19 protein-coding genes and 1 pseudogene are annotated in these 25937 nt (G+C 33.4%); 7 read left to right on the plus strand and 13 right to left on the minus strand.

What is annotated here, in order from left to right:
- Window positions 1–100: pseudogene (locus tag AC1DCD_RS02075) on the plus strand (IS256 family transposase, variant Zn-binding type); the annotation flags it as partial.
- 409 nt (window positions 101–509) lie between these two features.
- Here the strand turns inward: AC1DCD_RS02075 and AC1DCD_RS02080 are convergent.
- The 3 genes from AC1DCD_RS02080 to hemW form a co-directional block, all read right to left on the minus strand.
- Window positions 510–896, minus strand: coding sequence for a DUF1573 domain-containing protein (locus AC1DCD_RS02080; protein ID WP_060932393.1), 387 nt, complete (start codon window positions 894–896; stop codon window positions 510–512).
- Between the two features lie 195 nt (window positions 897–1091).
- Window positions 1092–1424 (minus strand): positive regulator of sigma(E), RseC/MucC domain protein, encoded by a 333-nt coding sequence (locus AC1DCD_RS02085; protein ID WP_019035518.1) that lies wholly within the window; start codon window positions 1422–1424, stop codon window positions 1092–1094.
- A gap of 34 nt (window positions 1425–1458) precedes the next feature.
- Window positions 1459–2604 carry a radical SAM family heme chaperone HemW gene (gene hemW, locus AC1DCD_RS02090; RefSeq protein ID WP_464640040.1) on the minus strand — a complete coding sequence of 382 codons (1146 nt, stop codon included), beginning with the start codon at window positions 2602–2604 and terminating at the stop codon, window positions 1459–1461.
- Between the two features lie 216 nt (window positions 2605–2820).
- On the opposite strand from hemW, the gene AC1DCD_RS02095 reads away from it, so the two are divergent.
- Window positions 2821–4977, plus strand: coding sequence for an elongation factor G (locus AC1DCD_RS02095; protein WP_464640038.1), 2157 nt, complete (start codon window positions 2821–2823; stop codon window positions 4975–4977).
- Between the two features lie 112 nt (window positions 4978–5089).
- On the opposite strand, the gene AC1DCD_RS02100 is transcribed toward AC1DCD_RS02095, so the two are convergent.
- Window positions 5090–6127 carry an asparaginase gene (locus AC1DCD_RS02100; protein ID WP_464640036.1) on the minus strand — a complete coding sequence of 346 codons (1038 nt, stop codon included), beginning with the start codon at window positions 6125–6127 and terminating at the stop codon, window positions 5090–5092.
- Window positions 6128–6280: 153 nt separating this feature from the next.
- Between AC1DCD_RS02100 and AC1DCD_RS02105 the strand changes: the two genes are divergently transcribed.
- From AC1DCD_RS02105 to carB, 5 genes are read left to right on the plus strand one after another with little or no spacing between them, the layout of a single operon-like run.
- Complete coding sequence (locus AC1DCD_RS02105; RefSeq protein WP_464640034.1) at window positions 6281–7066, plus strand: polysaccharide biosynthesis/export family protein; 786 nt, start codon at window positions 6281–6283, stop codon at window positions 7064–7066.
- Between the two features lie 23 nt (window positions 7067–7089).
- Complete coding sequence (glmS, locus tag AC1DCD_RS02110) at window positions 7090–8937, plus strand: glutamine--fructose-6-phosphate transaminase (isomerizing) (RefSeq protein WP_464640032.1); 1848 nt, start codon at window positions 7090–7092, stop codon at window positions 8935–8937.
- Between the two features lie 57 nt (window positions 8938–8994).
- Window positions 8995–10908 carry an amidophosphoribosyltransferase gene (locus AC1DCD_RS02115; RefSeq protein WP_008448616.1) on the plus strand — a complete coding sequence of 638 codons (1914 nt, stop codon included), beginning with the start codon at window positions 8995–8997 and terminating at the stop codon, window positions 10906–10908.
- Between the two features lie 29 nt (window positions 10909–10937).
- Window positions 10938–12014 (plus strand): glutamine-hydrolyzing carbamoyl-phosphate synthase small subunit, encoded by a 1077-nt coding sequence (carA, locus tag AC1DCD_RS02120; RefSeq protein WP_008448807.1) that lies wholly within the window; start codon window positions 10938–10940, stop codon window positions 12012–12014.
- A complete protein-coding gene (gene carB, locus AC1DCD_RS02125; RefSeq protein ID WP_464640030.1) occupies window positions 12014–15238 on the plus strand; it encodes a carbamoyl-phosphate synthase (glutamine-hydrolyzing) large subunit in 3225 nt (1074 codons plus the stop codon). The genes carA and carB overlap by 1 nt, the downstream gene beginning before the upstream one ends.
- Before the next feature lie 239 nt (window positions 15239–15477).
- Here the strand turns inward: carB and AC1DCD_RS02130 are convergent, their stop codons facing one another.
- The 9 genes from AC1DCD_RS02130 to lpxD all read right to left on the minus strand — a co-directional run bounded on the left by AC1DCD_RS02130 (window position 15478) and on the right by lpxD (window position 25925).
- On the minus strand, window positions 15478–15993 hold the full coding sequence (locus AC1DCD_RS02130) for a 30S ribosomal protein S16 (RefSeq protein ID WP_008448773.1): 516 nt from the start codon (window positions 15991–15993) through the stop codon (window positions 15478–15480).
- A 128-nt stretch (window positions 15994–16121) separates the two neighbouring features.
- The gene (locus AC1DCD_RS02135; RefSeq protein ID WP_008448671.1) at window positions 16122–16709 is read right to left on the minus strand and encodes an aminotransferase class IV; all 588 of its coding nucleotides are present in this window, start codon (window positions 16707–16709) and stop codon (window positions 16122–16124) included.
- A 22-nt stretch (window positions 16710–16731) separates the two neighbouring features.
- Window positions 16732–17208, minus strand: a complete 477-nt coding sequence (locus tag AC1DCD_RS02140; protein WP_008448829.1) for a hypothetical protein — start codon at window positions 17206–17208, stop codon at window positions 16732–16734.
- A 53-nt stretch (window positions 17209–17261) separates the two neighbouring features.
- Complete coding sequence (locus tag AC1DCD_RS02145) at window positions 17262–19028, minus strand: AAA family ATPase (protein WP_464640027.1); 1767 nt, start codon at window positions 19026–19028, stop codon at window positions 17262–17264.
- Window positions 19029–19205: 177 nt separating this feature from the next.
- Window positions 19206–21734, minus strand: coding sequence for a transglycosylase domain-containing protein (locus AC1DCD_RS02150; RefSeq protein WP_464640025.1), 2529 nt, complete (start codon window positions 21732–21734; stop codon window positions 19206–19208).
- Between the two features lie 46 nt (window positions 21735–21780).
- Window positions 21781–22689, minus strand: a complete 909-nt coding sequence (gene miaA / locus AC1DCD_RS02155) for a tRNA (adenosine(37)-N6)-dimethylallyltransferase MiaA (protein WP_464640023.1) — start codon at window positions 22687–22689, stop codon at window positions 21781–21783.
- 4 nt (window positions 22690–22693) lie between these two features.
- Entirely contained in the window at window positions 22694–23467 is a 774-nt protein-coding gene (gene lpxA / locus AC1DCD_RS02160; protein WP_353586936.1) for an acyl-ACP--UDP-N-acetylglucosamine O-acyltransferase, read from the minus strand.
- Between the two features lie 20 nt (window positions 23468–23487).
- A complete protein-coding gene (locus AC1DCD_RS02165) occupies window positions 23488–24873 on the minus strand; it encodes a bifunctional UDP-3-O-[3-hydroxymyristoyl] N-acetylglucosamine deacetylase/3-hydroxyacyl-ACP dehydratase (protein ID WP_008448831.1) in 1386 nt (461 codons plus the stop codon).
- Between the two features lie 11 nt (window positions 24874–24884).
- Window positions 24885–25925 (minus strand): UDP-3-O-(3-hydroxymyristoyl)glucosamine N-acyltransferase, encoded by a 1041-nt coding sequence (lpxD, locus tag AC1DCD_RS02170; RefSeq protein WP_464640020.1) that lies wholly within the window; start codon window positions 25923–25925, stop codon window positions 24885–24887.
- Window positions 25926–25937: the final 12 nt, after the last annotated feature.

Below are 25937 nucleotides of genomic sequence, written 5' to 3' on the forward strand. Positions count from 1 at the left end.
CCACAGTGGACTAACAATGGAGAACCGCAAGCGGTTCATTTCTGGGTTTTTCTTGGCATTAGCAGAATCTCTAAGTATGAAAAATCAGGAGCCGCGTTGATAGCAACTCCTGCCCATACTTGTCAATCTGCGCAGTTCTATTCCTTATGAAGTTGCTCCCCAGCAGAGCTTCACTACGCTTCAAACTGCAAACCAAAGGTACAATATGTAAGCTGCTTCAACGAAGAAACATCGGAAAAAATCATCCTGCAATTTGAGCTATAGGATACATACTTCTCAAAATCATCCTGCAAAATGAGCTATACGCCTCTTTTTACATATAAAGAGTAGCCTTTTATAAACATAAAAATAATATATTACTTCTTAAAATAACAGCTTAGGTTAGCTTTTTTAGCGTGCATCTTTTTAAAAAAGTTATTAAAGCTATTATACTTTATTAGCTACAAAAAAAGGACACAGCTAAAAAAGCTATGCCCTAAAAATGTAATTCTTAAACAAATCTTTAAATATCAGTCTCTCATAACGCCTTCTATATAAAGGCGAACCATTTCAGTTTTACCATTGGTACGTACAGTAATACTCTTTTTAAACTTACCCGGGAACCTGTCTTTACCATTATAAATAACATCTATAGTACCTTTCTGACCTGGAGCTATAGGGCGTTTGTCATATTTTGGTATAGTGCAACCACAGCTTGCAACAACCTGATTAATAACTAAAGGAGCTGTACCTACGTTAGTAAACCTAAAAGTGGTTTTATGAATAGGAACACTTGTAGCAAAAGTTCCAAAGTTATGTGAAAGCTCTTCAAACTTTATTTCAGCTTGATTTTGTTGTGCCATAGCTGCGGAGATACCTAAGACAGCAAATAGCATCATAAGGATAATTTTCTTCATTTCTATTTTCCTTTCTTAATAGATTGATAAAACTTCTCTCTTTTATTTCTTAATATGATACAAAAGTATATATAAAGTTTAGTTCTCTGCAATATTTTTACATTAATTAGTAGAAATGTGCAATTAAAGACTTAAGCCTTTATTTATTTTTAATTATTAAACATACTGATAATAAAATTATTATATCTGTTTATATTAGTCGCTATAATGCAAAGTCTTTTTATATCTTTCTTTTAGCTCTGCATCTATATCTTCTAATGTTTTGCTATTAGTAAATCTCGATTTTAAAAACCTCCATAATACCCATATAATTATCATTCCTATTATAGCAAGCAGATATTGTAATATAATGGATTTTATTATTTTATTAAATAGTGTTTCGCATATTACAAAACCTCCAATAAGCAAGGCGTAATCTATTAAACCCCAGCTATAATAAGACTTCTTAACAGCCTGATACTCTTCACTATTTAGGCGTATATGCTCTTTGTTTTCTTCCCAAAGCTTTTCAAATTCTTCTCTTGTCATTATCTTTATTTTTTAAAGGTAGTATTCTCTTATCTCATACCATAATAAGATCAGTCATTATAGCATCACTTATATATAATCCTTTTCGAGTTATAAAATAGTTATTATCATGTTTTCCCATATTACCATTTTCTATATATGGAGCAGCGTTTGTTAAGAAATATGTTTTATATTTTTCATCAAAGCCATCTATATTTAGTCCCTCTTTAGTACGTAAAGCAGTTACGATAGAGTCGTTATAATGAGTATTATCATCTATAATTTCCTCTTCATAAGCATGATTGTCATGCTCTATGGCATTAACATATTTATTAATGTCGGCATAGTTCCAGCGCCGGCATCTAAGGTTATATGAGTGGGCAGCAGCTCCAACACCAATATATGGTACATTATGCCAATAAGAGCTATTGTGTAGAGAGCGAAAACCATGTTTTGCAAAGTTGCTTATTTCATATTGCTCGTACCCAGCTATTTCTAACCTGTCTATAAGCTCTTCGTACATATTTCTATATTGTTCTTCTCCTATTTGTGTTATCTTATGGTGTTTCAGCATAGCATAAAGCGGCGTACCTTCTTCGTACATCAAGCTATAAGCCGATATATGTTCTACGTTAAGAGATATAGCTTTCTTAATATCATCTATCCATTCTTCTTGCGTTTGCTTAGGAAATCCAAACATAAGATCTATAGAGATATTATTTATTCCTATATTTCTTAACAACCTGACAGCTTCTAATATTTTGTTAGAACTATGCCTTCGGTGAATAAATTTTAACCTTTCATCATTAAAAGTTTGCACTCCCATAGATATTCTGTTTACAGGCAAGGTGCTAAGAGCCTGTACAAAATTCGGGGTAACATCTTCAGGATTACATTCTATGGTAATTTCTTTTGGCAGCGAGGGGCGTACTTCTGGTTGTTGTAAGAAAGTTTTATTTATTTGGTTAAATATCTGATTAAGCTCTTCAGGTGATAGTTGCGATGGTGTGCCACCACCTAAATAAATAGTATTTAGTATTGCCTTATGCTTACTAATTTCTTTACATACAGCATTAATATATCTTTGCCTTATTGTTTTACCATGTTCTATCTTGTTGGCATTCTGTGTAAGTGAGGAATAGAAGCCACAATATATACATCTGCTCTCACAAAAAGGTATATGGATATAAAGCCCTGTCATTTATTTCTTTTCTATATATAATATGTAATAAAGTAAGTGTTTTTGCAAATTTACTAAATTGCATTAAATTTTTATTATTTATTTCTTTTATTTTTTGGTTCTTTCATGTAAAATGTATAATTTAGACGGCGGGTATATTTTAGATTTACAATATGTAGATTTTATATATAAAACCTGATAATTTAACATTTTACTAACTACTTAAACCAATCTTTTATGCGTATTTATCAAACAAACGAAATTAAAAACATTGCTCTTGTTGGCAGTGCGGGTAGCGGCAAGACTACACTTGCCGAGAGTATGTTATTTGAGGCTTCTATTATTAAGCGTCGTGGCACTATAGAGGGCAAAAATACTGTTAGCGATTATTTTCCTGTAGAGCAGGAGTATGGATACTCTGTGTTTCCTACGATACTTCATGCAGAATGGAATAATAAGAAGCTAAATATAATAGACTGTCCGGGTAGCGACGATTTTATAGGTGGTGCTATAACAGCTTTAAACGTAACAGACGAAGCTGTTATTCTCATTAATGGGCAGTATGGCCCTGAGGTGGGTACGCAAAACATCTTCCGTTACACAGAGAAGCTAAAAAAGCCTGTAATCTTTTTGATTAATCACTTAGATTCTGATAAGTGCAACTTTGATAATATTATTACTACTATGCGTGATATTTATGGCTCAAAGTGTGTACAGATACAGTATCCAATAGAGACTGGAGATAATTTTAATAGTCTTATTGATGTGCTTACTATGAAGAGATATACTTGGAAGGCAGAAGGTGGCGAACCTACTATAGATGATATTCCTAAAGAGGAGCTGGACAAGGCATTAGAACTGCACAAGATATTAGTAGAAGCAGCTGCAGAGAATGATGAACATTTAATGGAAAAATTCTTTGAAGAAGAACAGCTTTCAGAGGACGATCTTCGTACAGGTATTCGCAAGGGGCTGGTAACACGTTCTATCTTCCCTGTTTTTTGTGTATGTGCAGGTAAGGATATGGGTGTAAGAAGACTTATGGAGTTTTTAGGCAACGTAGTACCTTTTGTAGATGAGATGCCTAAGATTCATAACACACGAGGTGAGGAAGTGCAGCCTAATTCAGCTAATGCCACCTCTATTTATTTCTTTAAAACAGGTATGGAACCTCATATTGGCGAGGTGTCTTATTTTAAAGTTATGAGTGGAAGTGTTAAGGCTGGCGACGATTTAATAAATGCTGATCGTGGTTCTAAAGAGCGTTTAGGTCAGATATATGTTTGTGCAGGAGCTAATCGTGTTGCGGTAGATAAGCTAAATGCTGGAGATATAGGTTGTACTGTAAAGCTGAAAGATGTTAAGACAGGTAACACCTTAAATGGTAAGGGCTGTGATTATCGTTTCGATTTTATTAAGTATCCTAACTCTAAATACTCTCGTGCTATAGAGGCTAAAAACTCTTCCGATACAGAGAAGCTTATGGCAGCTTTGATAAAGATGCATCAAGAAGATCCTACATGGGTAGTAGAGCAGAGCAAGGAGCTACGACAGGTTATAGTACATGGGCAAGGAGAATTTCATCTACGCACGTTAAAGTGGCGATTAGAAAATAATGAGAAGCTACATGTCGATTATAAGGAGCCACGCATTCCTTATCGTGAAACGATAACTAAGCAGGCTAAGGCTGAATATAGGCACAAGAAGCAAAGTGGTGGAGCAGGGCAGTTTGGTGAGGTTCATTTAATAATAGAGCCTTATGCTGAAGGTATGCCAGAGCCAACGGGTTATAAGTTTGACGGGCAAGAGTTTAAGCTTAATATAAAAAGTAAAGAAGAAAAGACTTTACCTTGGGGAGGAAAACTTGTCTTTATCAATTCTGTTGTAGGTGGTGCTATTGATACTCGCTTTATGCCTGCGATATTAAAAGGTGTTATGGACTGTATGGAAAAAGGTCCTTTAACAGGTAGCTATGCGCGCGATGTTCGCGTTGTAGTATATGATGGCAAGATGCACCCAGTTGATTCTAATGAGCTTTCATTTACATTAGCTGCTAAACATGCCTTTTCAGATGCCTTTAAATGTGCAGGACCTAAGATCTTAGAGCCTATAAACGATTTAGAAGTGTTTGTTCCTGACGATTATCTTGGTGATGTTATGAGCGATCTTCAAAGTCGCCGTGCTCTCATTATGGGAATGGATTCGGAGGCTGGCTATCAGAAATTGCAAGCAAAGATACCTTTAAAGGAGTTGTCTTCTTATAGCACCACGTTAAGTTCTATTACAGGAGGGCGTGCAAGTTTTATTACAAAATTCTCCAGTTACGAGCTTGTTCCTAATGACATTCAGGAACGTTTAATTTCAGCTCATGCAAAAGAAGAGTCGGAAGAATAAGACAAATATCATTAATCTTATAACTTAAAAAATAATTATAAAAAGGGTTGGATTCTTTTAATGGTAATCCAACCCTTATATAAAAATGGAAAAGAATACTTTATTCTTAAAGTTAAGGTATAGTAATTTCTCCTGCTATCGACTTGTTCATATATGCTCTTATTGTTTCTGTATCGGTACATGTTGCATATAAAAACATTAGTTTTGTCAAAGCTGCTTCCACAGTACTATCATAACCACTTATTACGCCTGCATCTTTTAGCTGATAGCCAGTATCATAACGACTCATCTCTACCTGTCCGCTAATACATTGACTGATGTTAACTATAGTAACACCTCTTGCTGTAGCTTTTTTAAAAAGTTTTATTAACCATGGCTGTTGTGGAGCATTACCACTTCCATAAGATCTCATTACTATACCATGAAGGCAAGGTAAGTCAAGAATATGATCGAAAATACCTTCTTTTATACCAGGAAATAAAGACAGAATAATAACATTATTATCTAATGTGGTATGTGGCGACATAGGTAGGTCGTAATCAGGGGTAAGAATATTATGTGTGTTGAATTTAAATTTTACTCCTGCTTCACATAGGTGTGGATAATTAAAAGAATTGAAAGCATTAAATTCTTCAGCATTTTGCTTGGTAGATCTGTTGCCACGAAGAAGATGCCCACTAAAGTATATAGCTACCTCTGGCACTATAGGTCTGCCATTAGGATAATAAGAAGATGCAAGCTCTATACTTGTCATGAGGTTTTCTTTTCCATCAGTTCTTAATTGTCCTATAGGCAATTGTGAGCCTGTTAGAATGATAGGTTTAGTAAGATTTTCAAACATATATGAAAGTGCAGATGCTGTGTATGACATTGTGTCTGTACCATGCAAGATAACAAAGCCATCATACATTTCATATTTTGTAGCAATAATACTTACCAATTTCCCCCAAAAAGCAGGATTCATATCAGAAGAGTCTATGACAGGGACAAATTGATAGGTATCAATTTCAGTAGATATTTGCTCAAATTCAGGTAAGTTTTCTACCAGATGGTTAAAGTCAAGTGGCTCTAAAGCTCCAGTTTTGGGGTTCATTCCCATTCCTATCGTTCCACCAGTGTAGATTAGTAATACTTTATTTGTCCTTTGCATAATCTTATAGTTTGTTTCTGCAAAAGTAATAATTTATTCTATAATAACATGATGAGAAGTATAAAAGTACTTTGTTAGCTTGTGGTTATGGAAAATTAATAGTATTTTTGCAACGAATTATGATTTGATATTAGATTTTGTACTACTATTAATATGAAAAAAATTATTTATACTTTAGTAATGGTTGCTGTTATTGCAATTATGTATAGTTGCGGATCGAGTAAAGGTGTAACATATTTAACTAATATAGATTCTATAAGTTTGGCACCATCAAGAGGTCTTTATGATGCAAAGATAATGCCAAAAGACTTATTATCTATAGGAGTCTTTACTATAAATCCTGCGGCTTCAGCTCCTTTTAATATAAGTGGACAGCAGGGTACGGGTAGTTTAGGCTCTTCTTCTAATAAGGGTTCTTATTTGGTAAGTAATGAAGGCTTTATTAATTTTCCTATTATAGGCAAAGTGCATGTTTCAGGCCTCACTAAGACGGAGTGTGAAGATCTTCTTAAAAGCAAGATACAGCCTTATTTAGCTCGTACAGAGAATCCTGTAGTTACGGTAATGATGGCAAGTTATCATGTTACAGTAACAGGAGAAGTTGGTAGTCCGGGTGTTATTCCTGTTGCAACAGAAAAGATAAATATAATGGAAGCATTGGCTCAAGCTGGCGATTTAACATTATATGGCAAGCGCGATAATATTATGCTTATTCGTGAAGATGCTGCTGGTGAAAAGCATGTGGTACGTTTAAATTTGAATGATGCTAATATTATAAACTCTCCTTATTATTATCTTCAGCAAAATGATATTGTTTATGTAGAGCCAAATAAGGCTAAGGCTAAGGGGTCTAACCAAGGTCCTACATCAAAGGAATGGATGACATATACGGGTTTTGGTTTAGGTCTGCTAACAACGGTTATAGCTTTACTAAAATAAATAATTATATTTAGAATAATTTTATGTGTGGTATTGTAGGATACTTAGGGAAAAAACGCGAGGCATATCCTATCCTTATAAAGGGTTTAAAAAGGTTAGAATATAGAGGATATGATAGTGCAGGTGTAGCTTTGATAAATAGTCATGATGATCTTAATGTTTTTAAAACAAAAGGAAAGGTATCTGATCTTGAAGCGTTTTGTGAGGATAAGGATATTTCAGGTTCTATAGGTATTGCTCATACTCGTTGGGCTACTCATGGCGAGCCGTCTTCTAAAAATGCACACCCACATTATTCCCAATCGAAAAATTTGGCTATTATTCATAATGGAATCATTGAAAATTATGCAGAGATAAAGCACAATCTTCAAGATAAAGGTGTAAAGTTTCGCTCAGATACTGATACGGAAGTGCTTATACAGCTTATAGAGTACATTCAGATAAAAAAGAAGTTAGATCTTCTTACTTCAGTACAAATAGCTTTACGTCAGGTAATAGGCGCATATGCTATAGCTATTATAGACAAATCGCATCCAGATGTTATTATAGCTGCTCGCAAACAAAGTCCTTTAGTAATAGGAATGGGTGAAGACGAGTTCTTTTTAGGTTCTGATGCCAGTCCTATAATAGAGTATACCGACAAGGTTGTCTACCTTGATGATGAGAACATAGCAGTGATGAAGCTTGGTGAACCTTTAAAAGTAGTAAGTATTCTTAACGAAAAGCTTTCACCAGAGATAAAGACAGTAGATATAGAGTTAGGTCAAATAGAAAAGGGTGGCTATTCCCACTTTATGCTTAAAGAGATTTTTGAGCAACCTGCATGCTTGACTAACTGTATGCGTGGTCGCATAAATATTGAGCATAATAATGTTACTTTAAGTGCTTTGATAGATCATCGAGAGCAGTTGCTCAGTGCAAAGAGGATAATAATAGTAGCTTGTGGTACAAGTTGGCACGCAGGTCTGATAGGTAAACAAACTATAGAAACATTTTGCAGAATTCCTGTTGATGTGGAATATGCAAGTGAGTTTCGTTATCGTAATCCTGTTGTTACTTCTGATGATGTTGTCATAGCCCTTTCACAAAGTGGAGAAACAGCTGATACGTTAGCAGCTGTAGAATTAGCAAAGTCGAAAGGAGCTTTTATATATGGCATTTGTAATGCTATAGGTTCAAGTATAGCGCGTGCAACTGATACCGGTACTTATATACATGTAGGCCCTGAGATAGGGGTAGCCTCTACAAAGGCTTTTACAGGGCAGGTAACAGTGTTAACAATGTTTGCACTATCATTGGCTTATATAAAAGGGTCTATGAAATGTACTGAATATGTAAAGATAGTTGAAGAGCTATCTAATATACCTTCAAAAATAGAAGAAGTATTAAAAGTAAATGATCAGGTGGCTGATTTAGCACGCATCTTCACTTATGCAAGAAATTTTCTTTACCTTGGGCGAGGTTTTACTTATCCTGTAGCCTTAGAAGGAGCTTTGAAGTTGAAGGAAATTTCATACATTCATGCAGAGGGGTATCCTGCTGCAGAAATGAAACATGGCCCTATAGCTTTAATAGATTCTGACATGCCTGTAGTTACCATTGCTACTCATAATGTAATGTATGAAAAAGTTCGCAGCAATATCCAAGAAATAAAAGCGCGGCAGGGTTATGTTATAGCTTTGGTCTCTAAAGGAGATACTACTATATCTAAGATAGCTGACGCTGTTATAGAGCTTCCTGATACTTTAGAGTGTTTAGAGCCTTTAGTAGCAACAATACCCTTACAGTTGTTAGCTTATCACATAGCAGTCTGTAAAGGAAAGGATGTAGATCAGCCAAGAAACTTAGCAAAGTCGGTTACCGTTGAATAACGGTTTACTGACTTTTATTTTATATATAATTATAAATAAAGAATATTATTTTTTTAGATGGACAAAAACATTCATGAAGACTGTGGTGTTGCGGTAATACGGCTGCTTAAACCTCTAAAGTACTATCAAAAGAAATATGGTACATGGATGTATGCGCTTAACAAGCTTTACCTTATGATGGAAAAGCAGCATAATCGTGGACAAGAAGGAGCAGGTATTGCTTCTGTAAAGCTTTCATCTCTTCCGGGTAGTGAATATATGTTTAGAGAGAGGGCAGAGGGGAAAAACGCTGTAAGCAATATTTTTAAGAATTTACATAATCTTTATAAGGACTATTCTCATGATGAACTAAATGATATTCCTTTTGTTGAAAAGAATATTCCCTTTGCAGGTGAATTGTATATGGGTCATCTTAGATATTCTACTACAGGTAAGAGTGGGCTTTCTTATGTTCATCCTTTTTTGCGTAGAAATAATTGGAAAGCAAAGAATTTAAGTATGTGTGGCAATTTCAATATGACCAATATTGAAGAGGTTTTTCAAAAACTTACAGCTCAGGGACAATGTCCACGCATTTATAGCGATACTTATATTCTTTTAGAGCTGATGGGGCATAGATTAGACAGGGAAGTAGAGCGAAATTTTGTTATAGCTAAAGAGAACGGTTTAGAAGGACAGGATATTACTAATTATATAGAAGACAACTTAGATGTAAGTAATGTCCTTAAAACTACAATGAAACATTTTGATGGAGGTTATGTTATTTGCGGTATGACAGGTTCTGGTGAGATGTTCTCTATGCGCGATCCGTGGGGAATACGACCTGCCTTCTATTATAAAAACGACGAGATAGTAGTACTTGCAAGTGAGCGTCCTGTGCTCCAAACAACCTTCGACTTAGAATGTGAGAATATAAAAGAATTAATGCCCGGACAAGCTTTAATAGTAAATAGGGTAGGAGAGTGTTCTTTACAACAAATTATTGAATCAAAGAATATTTCAGCATGTTCTTTTGAACGCATATATTTTTCTCGTGGATCAGATAGAGATATTTATAATGAACGTGAAAAATTAGGTCAGCAATTAGCTCCTAAAGTGTTAGAAAAAGTAGATTATGATTATGAGCATGCAGTTCTTTCATATATTCCTAATACTGCAGAAGTAGCTTTCTATGGCTTATTACATGGCTGTAAGCAATGGTTAAATAAGGAAAAAGTAAAGCAATTAGCTAACATGAAGCCTTATGCACCATTAGAAGATTATATAAAAATAGTAAATCAAGATATACGTACCGAAAAAGTAGCTTGGAAAGATATTAAGTTGCGCACCTTTATTACAGAAGGTAATTCTCGTAAAGATCTTGCTTCTCATGTTTATGATGTTACCTATTCGTGTATAGTACCATATATTGACAACTTAGTAGTAATAGACGATTCTATTGTGCGAGGCACTACTCTTAAAGAAAGCATTCTTAGGATGTTAGATCGTATTCATCCAAAGAAGATAGTAATAGTATCGAGTGCTCCACAGATACGATACCCTGACTATTATGGTATAGATATGCCACATTTGGAAGAGTTTTGTGTGTTTCAGGCAACAATAAAACTTATAAAAGAGCAAAAAATGGAGCATATATTAAAAGAAGTATATGAGGCTTGTAAAGTAGAAGTAAAAAAAGAACTTACTGACGAAATACAAAACCCTGTTCGTGCTATCTATGCTCCTTTTACAGTAGAAGAGATTAATCAAAAACTTGTGGAAATGCTTCGACCTGAAGGTATGACAACTCCTGTAGAACTTATTTTTCAAAGTATAGAGGGATTACATAAAGCAATACCTAACCATAAAGGTGATTGGTATTTTACTGGTAATTATCCTACATCAGGTGGAATGCGGTTAGTAAACCATTCTTTTATTAAATTTTATGAGAATAATTATTCTATAAGTAAAGAAGACAACAAGTTGTTATAAAACTATAAAAAATTATACTATAATAAATAATGAGGAAAGTAACTTTAGTTTTAAGTGATGGCTCTAAATTTCACGGAGAGTCTTTTGGTTATGAAGCTCCTGTAGCTGGTGAGGTTGTTTTCAATACAGCTATGATGGGGTATCCTGAAAGTTTGACAGATCCATCTTATGCAGGACAGTTATTAACTATGACGTTCCCACTTGTAGGTAATTATGGTGTACCTGCTTTTACTTTTGAAAAAAATGGTTTACCCACTTTTATGGAAAGTAATAAAATATATGTATCCGCTATTATAGTTTCTAATTATAGTGAGCAGCCATCACACTGGAACTCATCTGAAAGTCTTTCAGATTGGTTAAAGCGTGAGAAAGTGCCAGGTATAACAGGAATAGATACTCGTGAACTTACAAAAGTATTGCGTGAGCATGGAGTTATGATGGGAAAAATTTTGTTTGACGACGAACCTAATAATATTCCAGAAGCCGATTATGAAGGAGTAAATTTTGTAGATCGTGTGTCTACTAAAAAGATAATCCATTATAATGAAGGAGCTGGTAAGAAAGTTGTTTTAGTAGATTGTGGCGTAAAAGCAAATATTATTAGAAGTCTTATTAATCGTGGAGTAGAGGTTATACGAGTACCTTGGAATTATGATTATAGTAATATGGAATATGATGGCCTTTTCTTAGGTAATGGTCCTGGTGATCCTGACATGTGTAATGATGCAGTGAATATAATTCGCAAGCATATTAATAATAGTACAAAACCTATTTGTGGAATCTGTATGGGTAACCAGCTACTTTCTAAGGCTGCAGGAGCAACTATTTATAAATTAAAATATGGGCATCGTGGTCATAACCAACCTGTAAGAATGGTTGGTACAAACAAGTGTTATATAACTTCTCAAAATCATGGTTATGCTGTAGATGCATCTACTCTTGATAAAGAATGGGAAGAACTATTTGTAAATATGAATGATGGTAGTAATGAAGGTATACGTCATACTAAAAACCCATGGTTCACAGCACAATTTCACCCAGAGGCTTGTTCTGGCCCTGTAGATACTTATTTTATGTTTGATAAATTTGTAGAAACTTTGAAGTAATGAAAGACGAATCAATAAAAAAAGTCCTGCTACTTGGCTCAGGCGCATTAAAGATTGGTGAGGCTGGAGAGTTTGACTATTCTGGCTCACAAGCATTAAAAGCATTGCGTGAAGAAGGTATTTCTACAGTGCTTATAAATCCTAATATAGCAACAGTGCAAACATCAGAAGGTGTTGCCGACCAGATTTATTACCTACCTGTTCAGCCTTATTTTGTAGAGCGTGTAATAGAAAAGGAAAAGCCTGATGGGATACTTTTGTCATTCGGAGGGCAAACAGCTCTGAATTGTGGTGTAGAATTAGAGCGTTCTGGCATTCTTAAAAAACATAATGTACGTGTCTTAGGTACACCAGTAGGTGCAATAATGAACACAGAAGATCGTGAGCTTTTTGTAGAACGACTTGATGAGATAGAAGTAAAAACTATTAAAAGTGAAGCTTGCGAAAATATCAATCAGGCGCGTCATGCTGCTACGATATTAGGTTATCCTGTTATAGTGCGTGCAGCATATGCCTTAGGAGGCTTAGGTAGTGGTTTTGCTGATAATGAGCAAGAACTCAATAAATTATGCGAAAAGGCTTTTTCTTTTTCTCCTCAGGTTTTGGTAGAAAAAAGCTTAAAAGGCTGGAAAGAGATAGAATATGAAGTGGTACGAGATCGTTATGATAACTGTATTACTGTTTGCAATATGGAAAATTTTGATCCGCTTGGTATTCATACAGGAGAATCTATTGTTGTAGCTCCTTCGCAAACTCTTACCAATACGGAATATCATAAACTTCGTGCCTTATCTATTAAGATAGTTCGTCATATAGGTATAGTGGGAGAGTGTAATGTGCAATATGCTTTTGATCCGGAAAGTGAAGATTACAGAGTTATCGAGGTTAACGCACGTCTTTCTCGTTCATCAGCCCTTGCTAGTAAAGCTACAGGTTATCCGTTAGCTTTTGTAGCAGCAAAATTAGGTTTAGGATATGGTTTGTTCGAACTTAAAAACTCTGTTACTAAGACAACATCAGCTTTCTTTGAACCAGCACTTGACTATGTAGTATGTAAAATACCACGATGGGATTTAAGTAAATTCCGAGGAGTAGATAAGGAATTAGGCTCGAGTATGAAGTCGGTAGGTGAAGTTATGTCTATAGGTCGCAACTTTGAAGAAGCTATTCAAAAAGGTCTTCGTATGATAGGGCAGGGCATGCATGGCTTTGTAGAAAATAAAGAATTACAGATAGATGATATAGCTGCAGCTCTTCATGAACCTACAGATAAACGTATATTTGTTATATCAAAAGCCTTTCATAAGGGGTATACTGTAGATAAAATACATGATCTTACTAAAATAGATAAATGGTTTCTTTACAAATTAAAGCATATTATAGATATTGATGAAAAACTTAAAAAGAGTAATATCAATACTATTGACAAAGAACTACTTTTAGAGGCAAAAATAAACGGATTTACCGATTTTCAAATAGCCCGAGCTATTGGTTTAGAGAATGATAGTCCAAATATGCATAAAGCTATGATGATAGTACGTCGTCATAGAAAAGCTCTTGGAATAATACCTGTAGTAAAACAAATTGATACTTTAGCTGCAGAATATCCTGCTCAAACCAATTATCTTTATGTAACTTATTCTGGCGTAGCTTCTGATATAACTTTTGACGATAAACGTAAAAGTATCATTGTACTTGGTTCTGGGGCTTATCGTATAGGTAGTTCTGTAGAATTTGATTGGTGTGGAGTACAAGCTCTAAATACTATTCGTAAACAAAACTATCGCTCTATAATGATCAATTATAATCCAGAAACAGTATCTACTGATTATGATATGTGCGATCGCCTTTATTTCGATGAGCTAACATTTGAACGTGTTATGGATATCATAGACATGGAAATGCCTTATGGTATTATAGTATCGACTGGTGGACAGATACCTAATAATCTTGCAATGTATTTAGATGAGGAAAATGTCCCTATTCTTGGAACCTCTGCTCATGATATTGATAATGCAGAAGATCGTGCAAAGTTCTCATCTATGCTTACTAACTATGGTATAAATCAGCCAGAATGGAGTGCACTTAACAGTATGGATGATATTCAGAAGTTTGTAGATCGTGTAGGTTTTCCTGTACTTGTTCGTCCATCGTATGTACTATCTGGTGCAGCTATGAATATATGTTCAAATAATGATGAACTTGTACGCTTTTTACAATTAGCAGCGAATGTTAGTGAAGATCACCCCGTGGTAGTTAGCAAGTTTATAGAAAATGCAAAAGAAATAGAAATGGATGCTGTGGCTAAAGATGGTGAAATTTTAGCCTATGCTATTTCAGAACATATAGAATTTGCTGGAGTTCACTCTGGTGATGCTACTATACAATTCCCTCCTCAGAAACTATATGTAGAAACAGTGCGACGCATAAAACGCGTAAGTAAGCAAATAGCTAAAGCTTTACATATCAATGGTCCTTTTAACATTCAGTTTATGGCACGTGATAATGATATATTAGTTATTGAATGTAACTTGCGAGCAAGTCGTTCTTTTCCTTTTGTAAGTAAAGTGTTAAAAATAAATCTCATAGATCTTGCTACAAAAGTAATGCTTGGAGTTCCTGTCGAAAAACCAAATAAAAATCTTTTCGATCTCGATTACGTAGGTATCAAAGCCTCACAATTCTCGTTTAACAGACTTCAAAAGGCAGATCCTGTATTAGGCGTTGATATGAGCTCTACAGGAGAGGTTGGCTGCATTGGAGAAGATACATCTACAGCTCTTCTTAAGAGTATGCTTTCCGTAGGTCATCGTATACCTAAAAAGACTGTATTGTTATCTACAGGTGGAGCTAAACAAAAAGCTGAAATGCTTGATGCTGCGAAAATTTTAATTCAAAATGGGTATAAATTATATGCTACCAGTGGTACTTCCAAGTATCTTACAGAAAATAATATACCTAACACCCTTGTGTATTGGCCTTCTGATAAGGGAGCATATCCGCAAGCTCTAGACCTTTTGCATGAAAAGAAAATAGATATGGTAGTTAATATCCCCAAGGATCTAACTCCTCGAGAACTTACAAATGGATATAAAATACGACGTGCAGCTATTGATCTTAATGTTCCACTTATAACAAATAGTCGTCTTGCAAGTGCATTTATTCAAGCTTTTTGCACTGTAAAACTTGAAGATATAGATATAAAAGCATGGGGAGAGTATTAAATATTAATTTTAACTTGTTTAAGTGTAATGGATAATTTGGTAAGCAGAAAAAGCTCCAAATATTTATAATAGACAAATTGATAGGCTGGCTATTTTACCAGCCTATTTTGTTATATATTTTACTAATTGTACTATTTCTAAGGGAGTTGGTATAATAAGTATGTAAAAAAAAAGGAGGTAAACATCTATTATTAGTGTTTACCTCCTACTTTTAATAGTAAGCCTAAGCTTTATGCTTTTTATTCAGCAGCTTGCTCCTCTGTGGGAGCTGACTCTTCAGCTGCAGCTTGTGCAGCTTGAGCCTTTTTCTCTGCTACCTTTTTAGCAATTGCTTCTTTGACTTTCTTTTCTTCTTCAAGGTTCTTTGCTGCAGCAGCCTTTTTCTCTTCAGCTGCTTTCTTTTCTGCAGCTTCAGTAGCATTAGTCTTAGCTTGCTTCCAAGCATCAAACTTCTTTTCAGCAGTAGCTTCATCAAAAGCACCTTTCTTTACTCCACCGCGCAAATGTTTCATTAAATAAACACCTTCTCCTTTGAGAATGTTACGAACAGTGTCTGTAGGCTGAGCACCTGTTTCTACCCAATAAAGAGCCCGTTCGAAATTCAAATCTACAGTAGCAGGATTGGTGTTAGGATTATAAGTACCAATCTTTTCAGTAAATTTACCATCACGTGGTGCACGAACGTCAGCGATAACAATACTATAAAAAGCATAGCTTTTACGACCGCCACGTTGCAATCTGATTTTTGTTGCCATTTAATTTTTATTTTAAAGGTTTGAATTTTTAATGCTATTAGCCCGTAATAGCTCTGCAAAATTACAATAATTTAGCTGAATAAACAAGAAGATCAATATTTTAATTAATATAAAATCATATTTTCATTCTATAGTATAATATCTTTAACGTATATAGGCGGTTGGCTTCCAAAAGGCTGCATAGCATTTATAAAATAAATATATTGAAAATATGATAGACTATTTATATGAATATCTTTACTAATAATAAAATTATTATTAAGTAGATATTGACGCATTGTGCCATATAAAAGCGGATGAGCTGGTGTAAAAAGTCCATTACTGTTTTGCAATATTATATTAGCATAAGCACTATCTGTAAGAAACCCATTCTTTATTATAATAATATCATCAGTATTTGCATTGTGCAATAATGAATCCAGTTCTGTACGATTAGCATACTTATATTGGTAATTTATATTATTATTAATAATTAATTTTACAGTTTTGCGAATCTTAATAGTATATGGTATGAATTTAATTTCTTGTATCTTTTTATCATATACTATCCTGCATTTGAATACACCTTCTTTATAAGGATATGGTATTTTTATAGAAGAAAGATCTATTTTTTCATTATAATATGCTCTTAAAGTATTATTTACACGTTGTTGATGTAAATCTATATGTTGTAAAACCCCATTAACAAGACGTATTGTTTCTAAGAATTGTATCATATGATTGTAAGATATTATACTTTCATTCTATATGAGTTACTGTAATCTGCCTACCTTTAGTAGAAAAACTAATGTTATATTTTCCTCCTTTTTTATCTTTGTGAATATATGAGATATAAGCATCTTTTATTTTCCAACAAGTATCTTTTAGTGCATTTTTTTGTATTTGAGCTATAAATTTTTTATTTAGTATAGTATCAAGAGTAAGTATTGCTGTATAATTACCACTAGCAATATTTTCTTCATCTTCAGCAAGACTTAGAGTATCAGGTATAAAAACATTCTCTTTAGTAATACTATATTTGGGAAAATCCAATGAAGTAATATTTTTTAAATTTATATTAATATGATTTTTCGTTTTAATAGGAATAAATTTTGAAGCTTCTACGGTATCAGACAGAGGTATAGATGAAGTTATTTTTTTACGATTAAATATAATAATCAGTAATATAAAAATAACTAAAATAAGTAGTGATGAACTTATAGATTTTTTCTTCATGTCATAATTGTATATTTGAAATATTTAATGATAGATAAAATAGATATTTTTATCTAAGTTTTTTTAGTTAATTCATAAAGTTTTCTTTTAGCCTCAGGGTTATCTGGATATAATTCAAGTGCTTTTTTATAATTGTTTATAGCAGCTTCTTTAACACCCTCATACTCACAATCTTTCCCCATAAGTACATATTCCATAGAAAGCTTTTTAAGCAGTATTTCCTTATTCTGACGCTCTTTCTTTAACAATTCAAGCTCATTGTGCAAAAGGTTTATTATATTTAATTTTCTTCGTATATATCTTTGGATATTAGGACGCTCTATATCATATCTACTATGAATAGCCTTAAAAAAATTTTTAAGAAAGCTATCAAAATCCCTTTTATTAAAATCTTTTATAGCATCAACATATTCACGATCAGCTTTACTTTGCTTTAAAACCTGTGATATAATTTTGTTATTATTGAAATGACTTGCAAAATTGGAAACTTCGTTACATACAAAAACTTCATTACGACTAAGTGGCGTTTTAAGAGTAATACCTTCTAAAGAAGTACAACGTGAAAGGGCAACATATGCTTGTCCGCCAGCAAATACTCCATCACTAAAATCAATATTAACGTTATTAAAGGTGAGTCCTTGACTTTTATGAATAGTTATAGCCCAAGCCAGTTTAATAGGGAACTGTTTATAAGTGCCTATTTGCTCTTCTTCTATTTTTCTCTCTTTCTCATTAAACGTATAATGTACATTTTCCCATAGCTCACGTTGAACTTGTACTTCCTTTCCTTCTTCAACTATAACATATATTAACCCTTCTTCCTTATTAATGCCACTTATTATGCCTAATGTACCATTAACCCATTGATGATCTATATCATTTTTTATAAACATAATATGAGCTCCCTCTTTAATATTAAGCTCTATAGGAGTTGGAAGACTATTATCAGGAAACTCTCCTTTTATTTCACCAATAAAACTTGTAGGTAAACCAGAAAGCTTATTTAATTCCTCTTTGTTAATCCAATCTACTGTATCTCTTTTAGAAGAAAGAGTGATGGTAAAAGAAGATTTATTTTTAGAAGAATGTGAAAATGAAAAAGTTTTAACTCTTGAATTAATTATTTTAAAATCGTTTTCTGTGGCATTATTTGTTCGAAAATGATCAAGAATGGATATAAACTTCGGATCTGATTGACGATACACCTTATTAAGTTCGATACTTATTAGAGGATATTCACGAAAAATCTTAGCGTTGAAAAAGAAATTATTCGAGTAATAAGATTGCAAAAGGCGACGATCTTCTTCTTTAACAACAGGCTCAAGTTGATAAATATCACCCACTAGAAGAAGTTGCTTACCCCCAAAAGGTTCACGCATATTATGTGTATATACACGAAGCACTTTATCAATAAAATCTATTATATCTGCACGAACCATACTTATTTCATCAATAATAATAAGTTCTATCTCACGCAGAAGTTTTACTTTATCACTATTATATTTTAAAGTATTACGCAGCTGACTAATAGAATAACGCTGATCGTTAGGAAGAAGAGGATGAAAAGGTAATTTAAAAAAGCTATGTAAAGTACTCCCACCAACATTTATAGCCGCAATGCCTGTAGGCGCAAGTATAATACATTTTTTTTTAGTAGTTTGAGCAATATAGCGTAAGAATGTGGATTTACCTGTACCTGCTCTTCCTGTTAAAAATAAAGAGTTATGCGTAAATTGAATAATTTGAAGAGCATTTTGCAGTTCAGGATTATCCAAATCAATATCCAACATTGTTTTGCTTTTTAAATGTTCTTTACCCATTTTCTTTTTATATAATTATTAGGTCATAAAGAAAAAGTAAAATAAACAGATATATTTCTTTTTGTCGCCTTACCATTTATTTTTCTAACTCATATAATATTTATTAATTGTTTACAATAGATAGATTGACTTTTAAAACAAAGATTATAATAATATATATATTGTTACTATCCAAATTTAAAGTTTCTCTACTTTTGGTTTTTTAAGTTGTTTTATATTCGATTCTTCTATTGTTGATGAATTTTGCCTTTCTGGTGATGAGTTATGTTGTTCACCTTTAGAAGAAGTGGGCGACTCTGAAGTATTAGGATTATCTTCTATTTTATCTATATTATCCTCATCTTCTTCGTCTTGATTTTGCCGTTGCAAACGAGTAGTTCTAAGACTATCATAATCTACTTTTTTATGCTTTGGAATATAACGGGTACAAAAATATGCGGTAGAATCAATTCCCTCATCAGGATCAAGGTGCCATTTTGTATGATACTTTAGGAAACGTCTATCACGCATAAGGCTATAAATAAATTCTCCACAAATAGGTAATGCTGTTTTTGATCCTTGTCCAAGTGCACCTGTACGGAAATGTATACTACGATATTCTCCTCCTACCCAAGCACCTATTACGAGTTTCGGACTTACTGCCATATACCAGGCATCAGAGTGATTATTAGTTGTTCCAGTTTTACCTCCCCAGTCTGTATCATTAAAAATATAATTCTTAAGCGTCCGACTTGTTCCATTAGGATCAGTTAAAGTAGCCTTAAGCATTAATTGCATTAAATAGGCACTTTTATATGGAATAGCCTGAGTATGATTGCGCGGAGCCACATAAACTTCATTACCATCTTTATCTAAAATACGTGTAATGACAATAGGATCTCTATGTTCACCATAATTAGCTACAGTACTATAAGCATCTGTCATCTCTAATAAGTTAACATCACTTGCTCCTAAAGCTAATGAAGGCTCATCATCTAAAGGACTCTTAATACCCATATCCTGAGCAGTATGAATAATATTCTTTATACCCATTTCTTGTCCAAGACGAACAGCTATGGAATTAATGCTTTTAGCAAAAGCAAGATGAAGCGGTATTGAATCACCCGAAAAACGTCCATTAGCATTTGAAGGCCTCCACGTTTGCATCAACCCTGTTTTCTTATCTATTACTTGCATTGATATATATTCATCTCGACGTTTATCACAAGGAGTTAATCCTTGATTCATAGCTTCAGAATAAACAAATAATTTAAAAGTAGAACCAGGTTGTCGCTCTGCTATCACTTTATCATACTTCCATGTATTAAAGTCAACATCACCAACCCATGCCCGAACAGCTCTTGTATCTGGTTCCATTGCTACCATAGAACAATGCATAAAACGAACCATATATCTGATAGAATCCATTGAAGACATTCGTTTTTCTATTACACCTTTATCATAATCAAATAATTTTACATTATGAGGCTTATTGAGGTAATATAAGACACTATCCCTATTATTAGGATATTTTTGAACAAGATGTTTATAAAAAGGCTGCCGCTCTGCAATACTTTCTATAAAACCAGGAATGACATTTCCTTTCTCATCTCTCCATGGATCTTGATTTCCCCAATGCTGTTCAAACTCCTTTTGAATACGTTTCATCTGCTTACGGACAGCATCTTCTGCCATTTTTTGCATACGCGTATCAATAGTTGTATATATTTTCAACCCACTACTATATAGATCATAACCATTATCTTTACACCAATTTTCAAGATAATGAGCAACATAACCTCTAAAATACTGTGCTTTCCCAGCATAATTTTCTTCTACATGTATGTTAAGTTTTATAGGAAGTTTTATAAGTGCAGCATATTTATCACGACTCAACACATTATGTGTAACCATGTTATATAAAACAGTGTTGCGTCGCTTTAACGATTTTTTAGGATGGAGTAGTGGGCTATAATATGTAGTAGCCTTTAGCATTCCTACTAATGTAGCCACTTGGTCTGTAGTAAGATTAGCAGGATTAGTATCATAATAAGTGCGTGCAGCAGTTTTGATACCATAAGCATTATTACCAAAATCAACAGTATTAGCGTACATTGTAAGAATCTCTTTCTTGGAATATATCATTTCAAGCTTAATCGCTATTATCCACTCCTTGCTCTTCATGATGAGCATACGAATACCAGGTATATGCCCTAAAAGTCCTGTGGAATATTGTGTACGTACGCGAAACATATTCTTAGCTAATTGTTGCGTAATGGTAGAAGCACCACGTGCATCACTACGAGTAATGGCATCTTTTAAAGCACCACCAATACCCATAAAATCAATACCATGATGGCTATAAAAACGTTCATCTTCAGTACTTATAAGTGCTTTCCAAAAAATAGGATTAACATCTTTATATTTAACAGGGGTTCTGTTTTCTTTAAAATATTTACCTATTAGTACAGAGTCGGCACTATATATTTCAGAAGCAGCATATGTAGGTGGAGTTCTTATTTCAAAAAAACCTGGAGATTTGCCAAATAAACCTAAGAAATTTATATCTACCATTCCTAAAAATAAGAAAATGGAGACAATTAGTGTCATAAAAACTAATGCTATTTTTGTATACCAAGCCCTATTTTTATATAGGTGCGCATACCATGAAAAAAAGATCAAAAATCCTCTGATAGTTTTTTTTATAAAAATAAAAAATCTCTTCATATTATAAAGTGTAACACTATAAGTTTATTAATAACAAAGGTAATTATTATCTTAGTGTATTTAGTTTTTGGGTAATATAATTTAAGATTCCTTCAATATTATATGGAGTAAACCATTGTATTTCATTATCTTTATTAAACCATGTTAGCTGTTTTCGTGCATATCGTCGACTATTACTTTGTATTTTAAATATAGTTTCATCAAGTGTTGTTAGTCCATCTGCATATTGAAACATTTCTTTATATCCAACAGTATTGAGCGAATTTAAATATCGATAAGGATAAACTCTTAATACTTCTTTTTCTAATCCATCATCTATCATCTTTAAAACACGTTGATTAATACGGTTGTAAAGCTCTTCACGCTCTCTTTTTAATCCTATCTTAATAATATTAAAAGATCTTTTTTTTATAACATTTGTACGAAATGAAGAATAAGGTTTCCCCGTTTGAAAACATATTTCTAAAGCATGAAGTACGCGACGTTGATTTTTTTTATCAACAATAGAATAATATTCTGGGTCTAAATAATATAATTCTTTACAAAGATTATCAAGTCCTTCTTGAGCTAAACGAACAGTTAAAGATTTACGTATTTGTGGTAATACTGTAGGGATTTCATCTATTCCTTTACATACAGCATCTATATACATCATAGACCCTCCTGATAAAATAGTAATAGGGTCTAATGTTTGCTTCATATATTGAATAACATCATGTTCATATTTACTTGCAGAATAATAATCTGTTAGTTTTAAGTTTCCTACAAAGAGATGTTTAACTCTTGCTTGCTGAATAGGAGTAGGAGCCGCTGTACCTATTGGTATTTCGGAAAATAGTTGACGAGAATCAGCATTAAGAATGATAGCTTTAAAATATTCTGCTATCTGAATAGTTGTTTCTGTTTTACCAACTCCTGTGGGACCAGTAATTACTATTAATGTCTTTTTTTTCAAGTTTCTATTGCCGAATTATTCCACGTTCTGAATTAATTACAAAATCGATAATATACTGTATCTCATCTGTTATATCCATAGTATCCTTTATTTTTTGAATATTTTCATATTTGGTGCCAGTACTATATATTAAGCGATAAGCATTATGAATAGCTGTTATTTCATCATTACTATACCCTCTACGACGCAACCCTATGAGATTGATACCACAATATCTTACGGGGTCTTTACCTGCAATAATAAAAGGAGGAATATCTTGAGAGAAACGACTACCTCCTTGCACCATTACCCCACCACCAATATGACAAAATTGATGACAAAGAACAGCAGCCGAAATTATAGCACCATCATCAATTGTAACTTCTCCTGCAAATTTAGTGGAATTTCCTATTATACAATTAGATCCTATCTGACAATCATGGGCAATATGCATATTTTCCATTAAAAGATTATTACTACCAACAATTGTAGTTCCTTTAGAAGCTGTTCCTCTTGAAATAGTTACATTTTCGCGTATAGAATTATTATCCCCTATTTCACAAATGGTGTCTTCACCATTAAACTTTAAATCTTGTGGTTTAGTAGAAATACTTGCTCCGGCAAGTATCTCATTACCATTGCCTATACGTGCTCCATAATTAATAGTTACACTGTTTTGTAAATTGTTATTATTACCAATTATTGTATTACTATCAATATAACAAAACGGACCAATTATATTGTTATCACCAAGTTTTGCATCTGGGTGTATAAAAGCTAATGGACTAATTTTATTCATAGTAAGTATATAAAATTTAATTACTTGTTTTTTATAATTTGAGCTGTAAAAGATGCCTCTGTTACGACATTATCTCCAACAAAGGCATATCCTTTCATAGAACTTATACCATGCCTAACTGGTGCTAAAAGTTCAACTTTAAAAAGTAAAGTATCTCCAGGAACTACTTTTTGACGGAATTTAACATCATTTATTCTTAAGAAATATGTAGACCAACGTTCAGGCTCTTCTAATTGTGAAAGAACCAATAGTCCGCCACATTGCGCCATAGCTTCGACCTGTAAAACTCCAGGCATAACAGGTTCACTTGGGAAATGACCTTGAAAGAAAGGTTCATCACTTGATATATTCTTTAATCCAACAATAGTAGTGGACCCCATTGAAATGATTTTATCTATAAGCTGCATTGGATATCTATGAGGCAGTAACTCTTTTATACGTATATTATCCATTAACGGCTCTTTAGTTTGGTCATAATCAGGGGCTTGAATATCATGCTTTCTAAGCTCTTTACGCATGAGACGAGCAAACTTATTGTTTACAGTATGACCTGGACGCGTTGCTATTATCCTACCTTTAAGTGGTTTGCCTATTAAAGCCAAATCTCCTATTATATCAAGTAATTTATGGCGAGTACATTCATTATCCCATTTTAAAGGTTTATGTTGAATATAACCAATATTATTAGCATCGATATGAGGAACATGAAGCAAATCAGCTAACTGGTCCAATTTTTCCTGTTCCAAATGTTGTTCGTATATAACAATAGCATTATCTAAATCTCCTCCTTTTATTAGATTAGCTTGAAGTAAAGGTAAAATATCACGTACAAATACAAAAGTACGAGCCGATGATATTTCTTCTTCAAACTGGGAAATACTATCCAGTGTAGCAAATTGGCTACTAATAAATTTCGATTTAAATGAACACATTGTTGTTATAGAGAAGTCGTTGTCTGGAAGAATAGTGATAATAGAATCACCATCTTTTATCTCTATTTTCTTACGAATAATATAATAGTCTTTTGCTGCATTTTGTTCACTTAAGCCAACTTCCTTAATTTTCTGAACATACATAGCCGCAGAACCATCAAGTATAGGAAACTCAGGACCATTAACTTGTATTAAGCAGTTATCAACACCCATTGCATATATAGCAGCCATAGCATGTTCTATTGTACTAATACGCATATTTCCTTTAACTAGAACAGTACCACGTTGAGTTTCTTCTACATATTCTGCGACTGCATTAATAATAGGGTGACCTTCTAAATCAATACGTTGTATTTTATATCCAGTATTTTCAGGAGCAGGATTGAAAGTTACTGTAAGATTTAAACCTGTGTGAAGCCCCTTTCCAAATAAGGAAAAACTACCTTTAAGAGTTTTCTGCTTTACTGTTTCCATTTATAAGTGTGTTATTTCTGTTTTTTTAATTTTTCTATTTCCTTTTGTAAAGCACTTAATTGCTTATACATTTCAGGTAACTGTTTAAAAATAGCTTGAGACTTAAAGTAATTACGTTGTGGCATAGGTGGAGTGCCTATTAATTGTTGATTATCTTTTAATTTGCCAGGTACTCCTGATTGTGCTCCTAAAAAGACTTTATTTCCTATAGTTATATGTCCAGAGATACCTACCTGTCCACCAAACATACACCATTCTCCTACTTTTGTAGAACCAGCAATACCTACCTGCGCACTCATTACAGTATTTGCACCTATATCATTATTATGAGCTATTTGTATAAGATTATCAAGCTTTACACCTTTATGAATATACGTACTTCCCATGGTTGCTCTATCTATACAAGTATTTGCACCTATTTCTACATCATCTTCAATAGTTACTATACCAATTTGTGGTATCTTATCATAGCAATTATTATCAAAATTAGGAGCAAAACCAAACCCATCAGCTCCTATAACGCTCCCAGAATGAATAATAATATTATTACTTAATTTACAATTATTGTAAATAGTAACATTAGGATATATAATACAATTATCACCCAAAGATGTTTCATCCATTATTGTTACATGTGGATATATCATTGTATTATCCCCTAACACAACATTATCACCAATATAAGCAAAAGCACCTATGTATACATTTTTACCAACTTTTGCTGTAGGAGATACAAAAGCCAAAGGATCAATACCTTTCTTTTTAGGCTTCATCTTATCATATAGTTGTAAAAGCTTTGCGATGCAATCACGGGCATTATCTACTTTTATTAATGTAACATCAAATGGCTTATTTATTTCAATAGATTTATCTATTAAAACTACAGATGCCTTTGTTGTATAAAGATAATGAGTATATTTTGGATTAGATAAAAAAGAAATACTTCCCTTTTTACCTTCTTCTATTTTGCAGAAATCATTGATGATAACATTTTCATCTCCTTCAACCTGTCCTTGAATAAACTGTGCTATTTGTTTTGCAGAAAATTCCATGCTATATATTAT

The sequence above is a fragment of the Prevotella sp. C0209C1 genome (assembly GCF_056583855.1).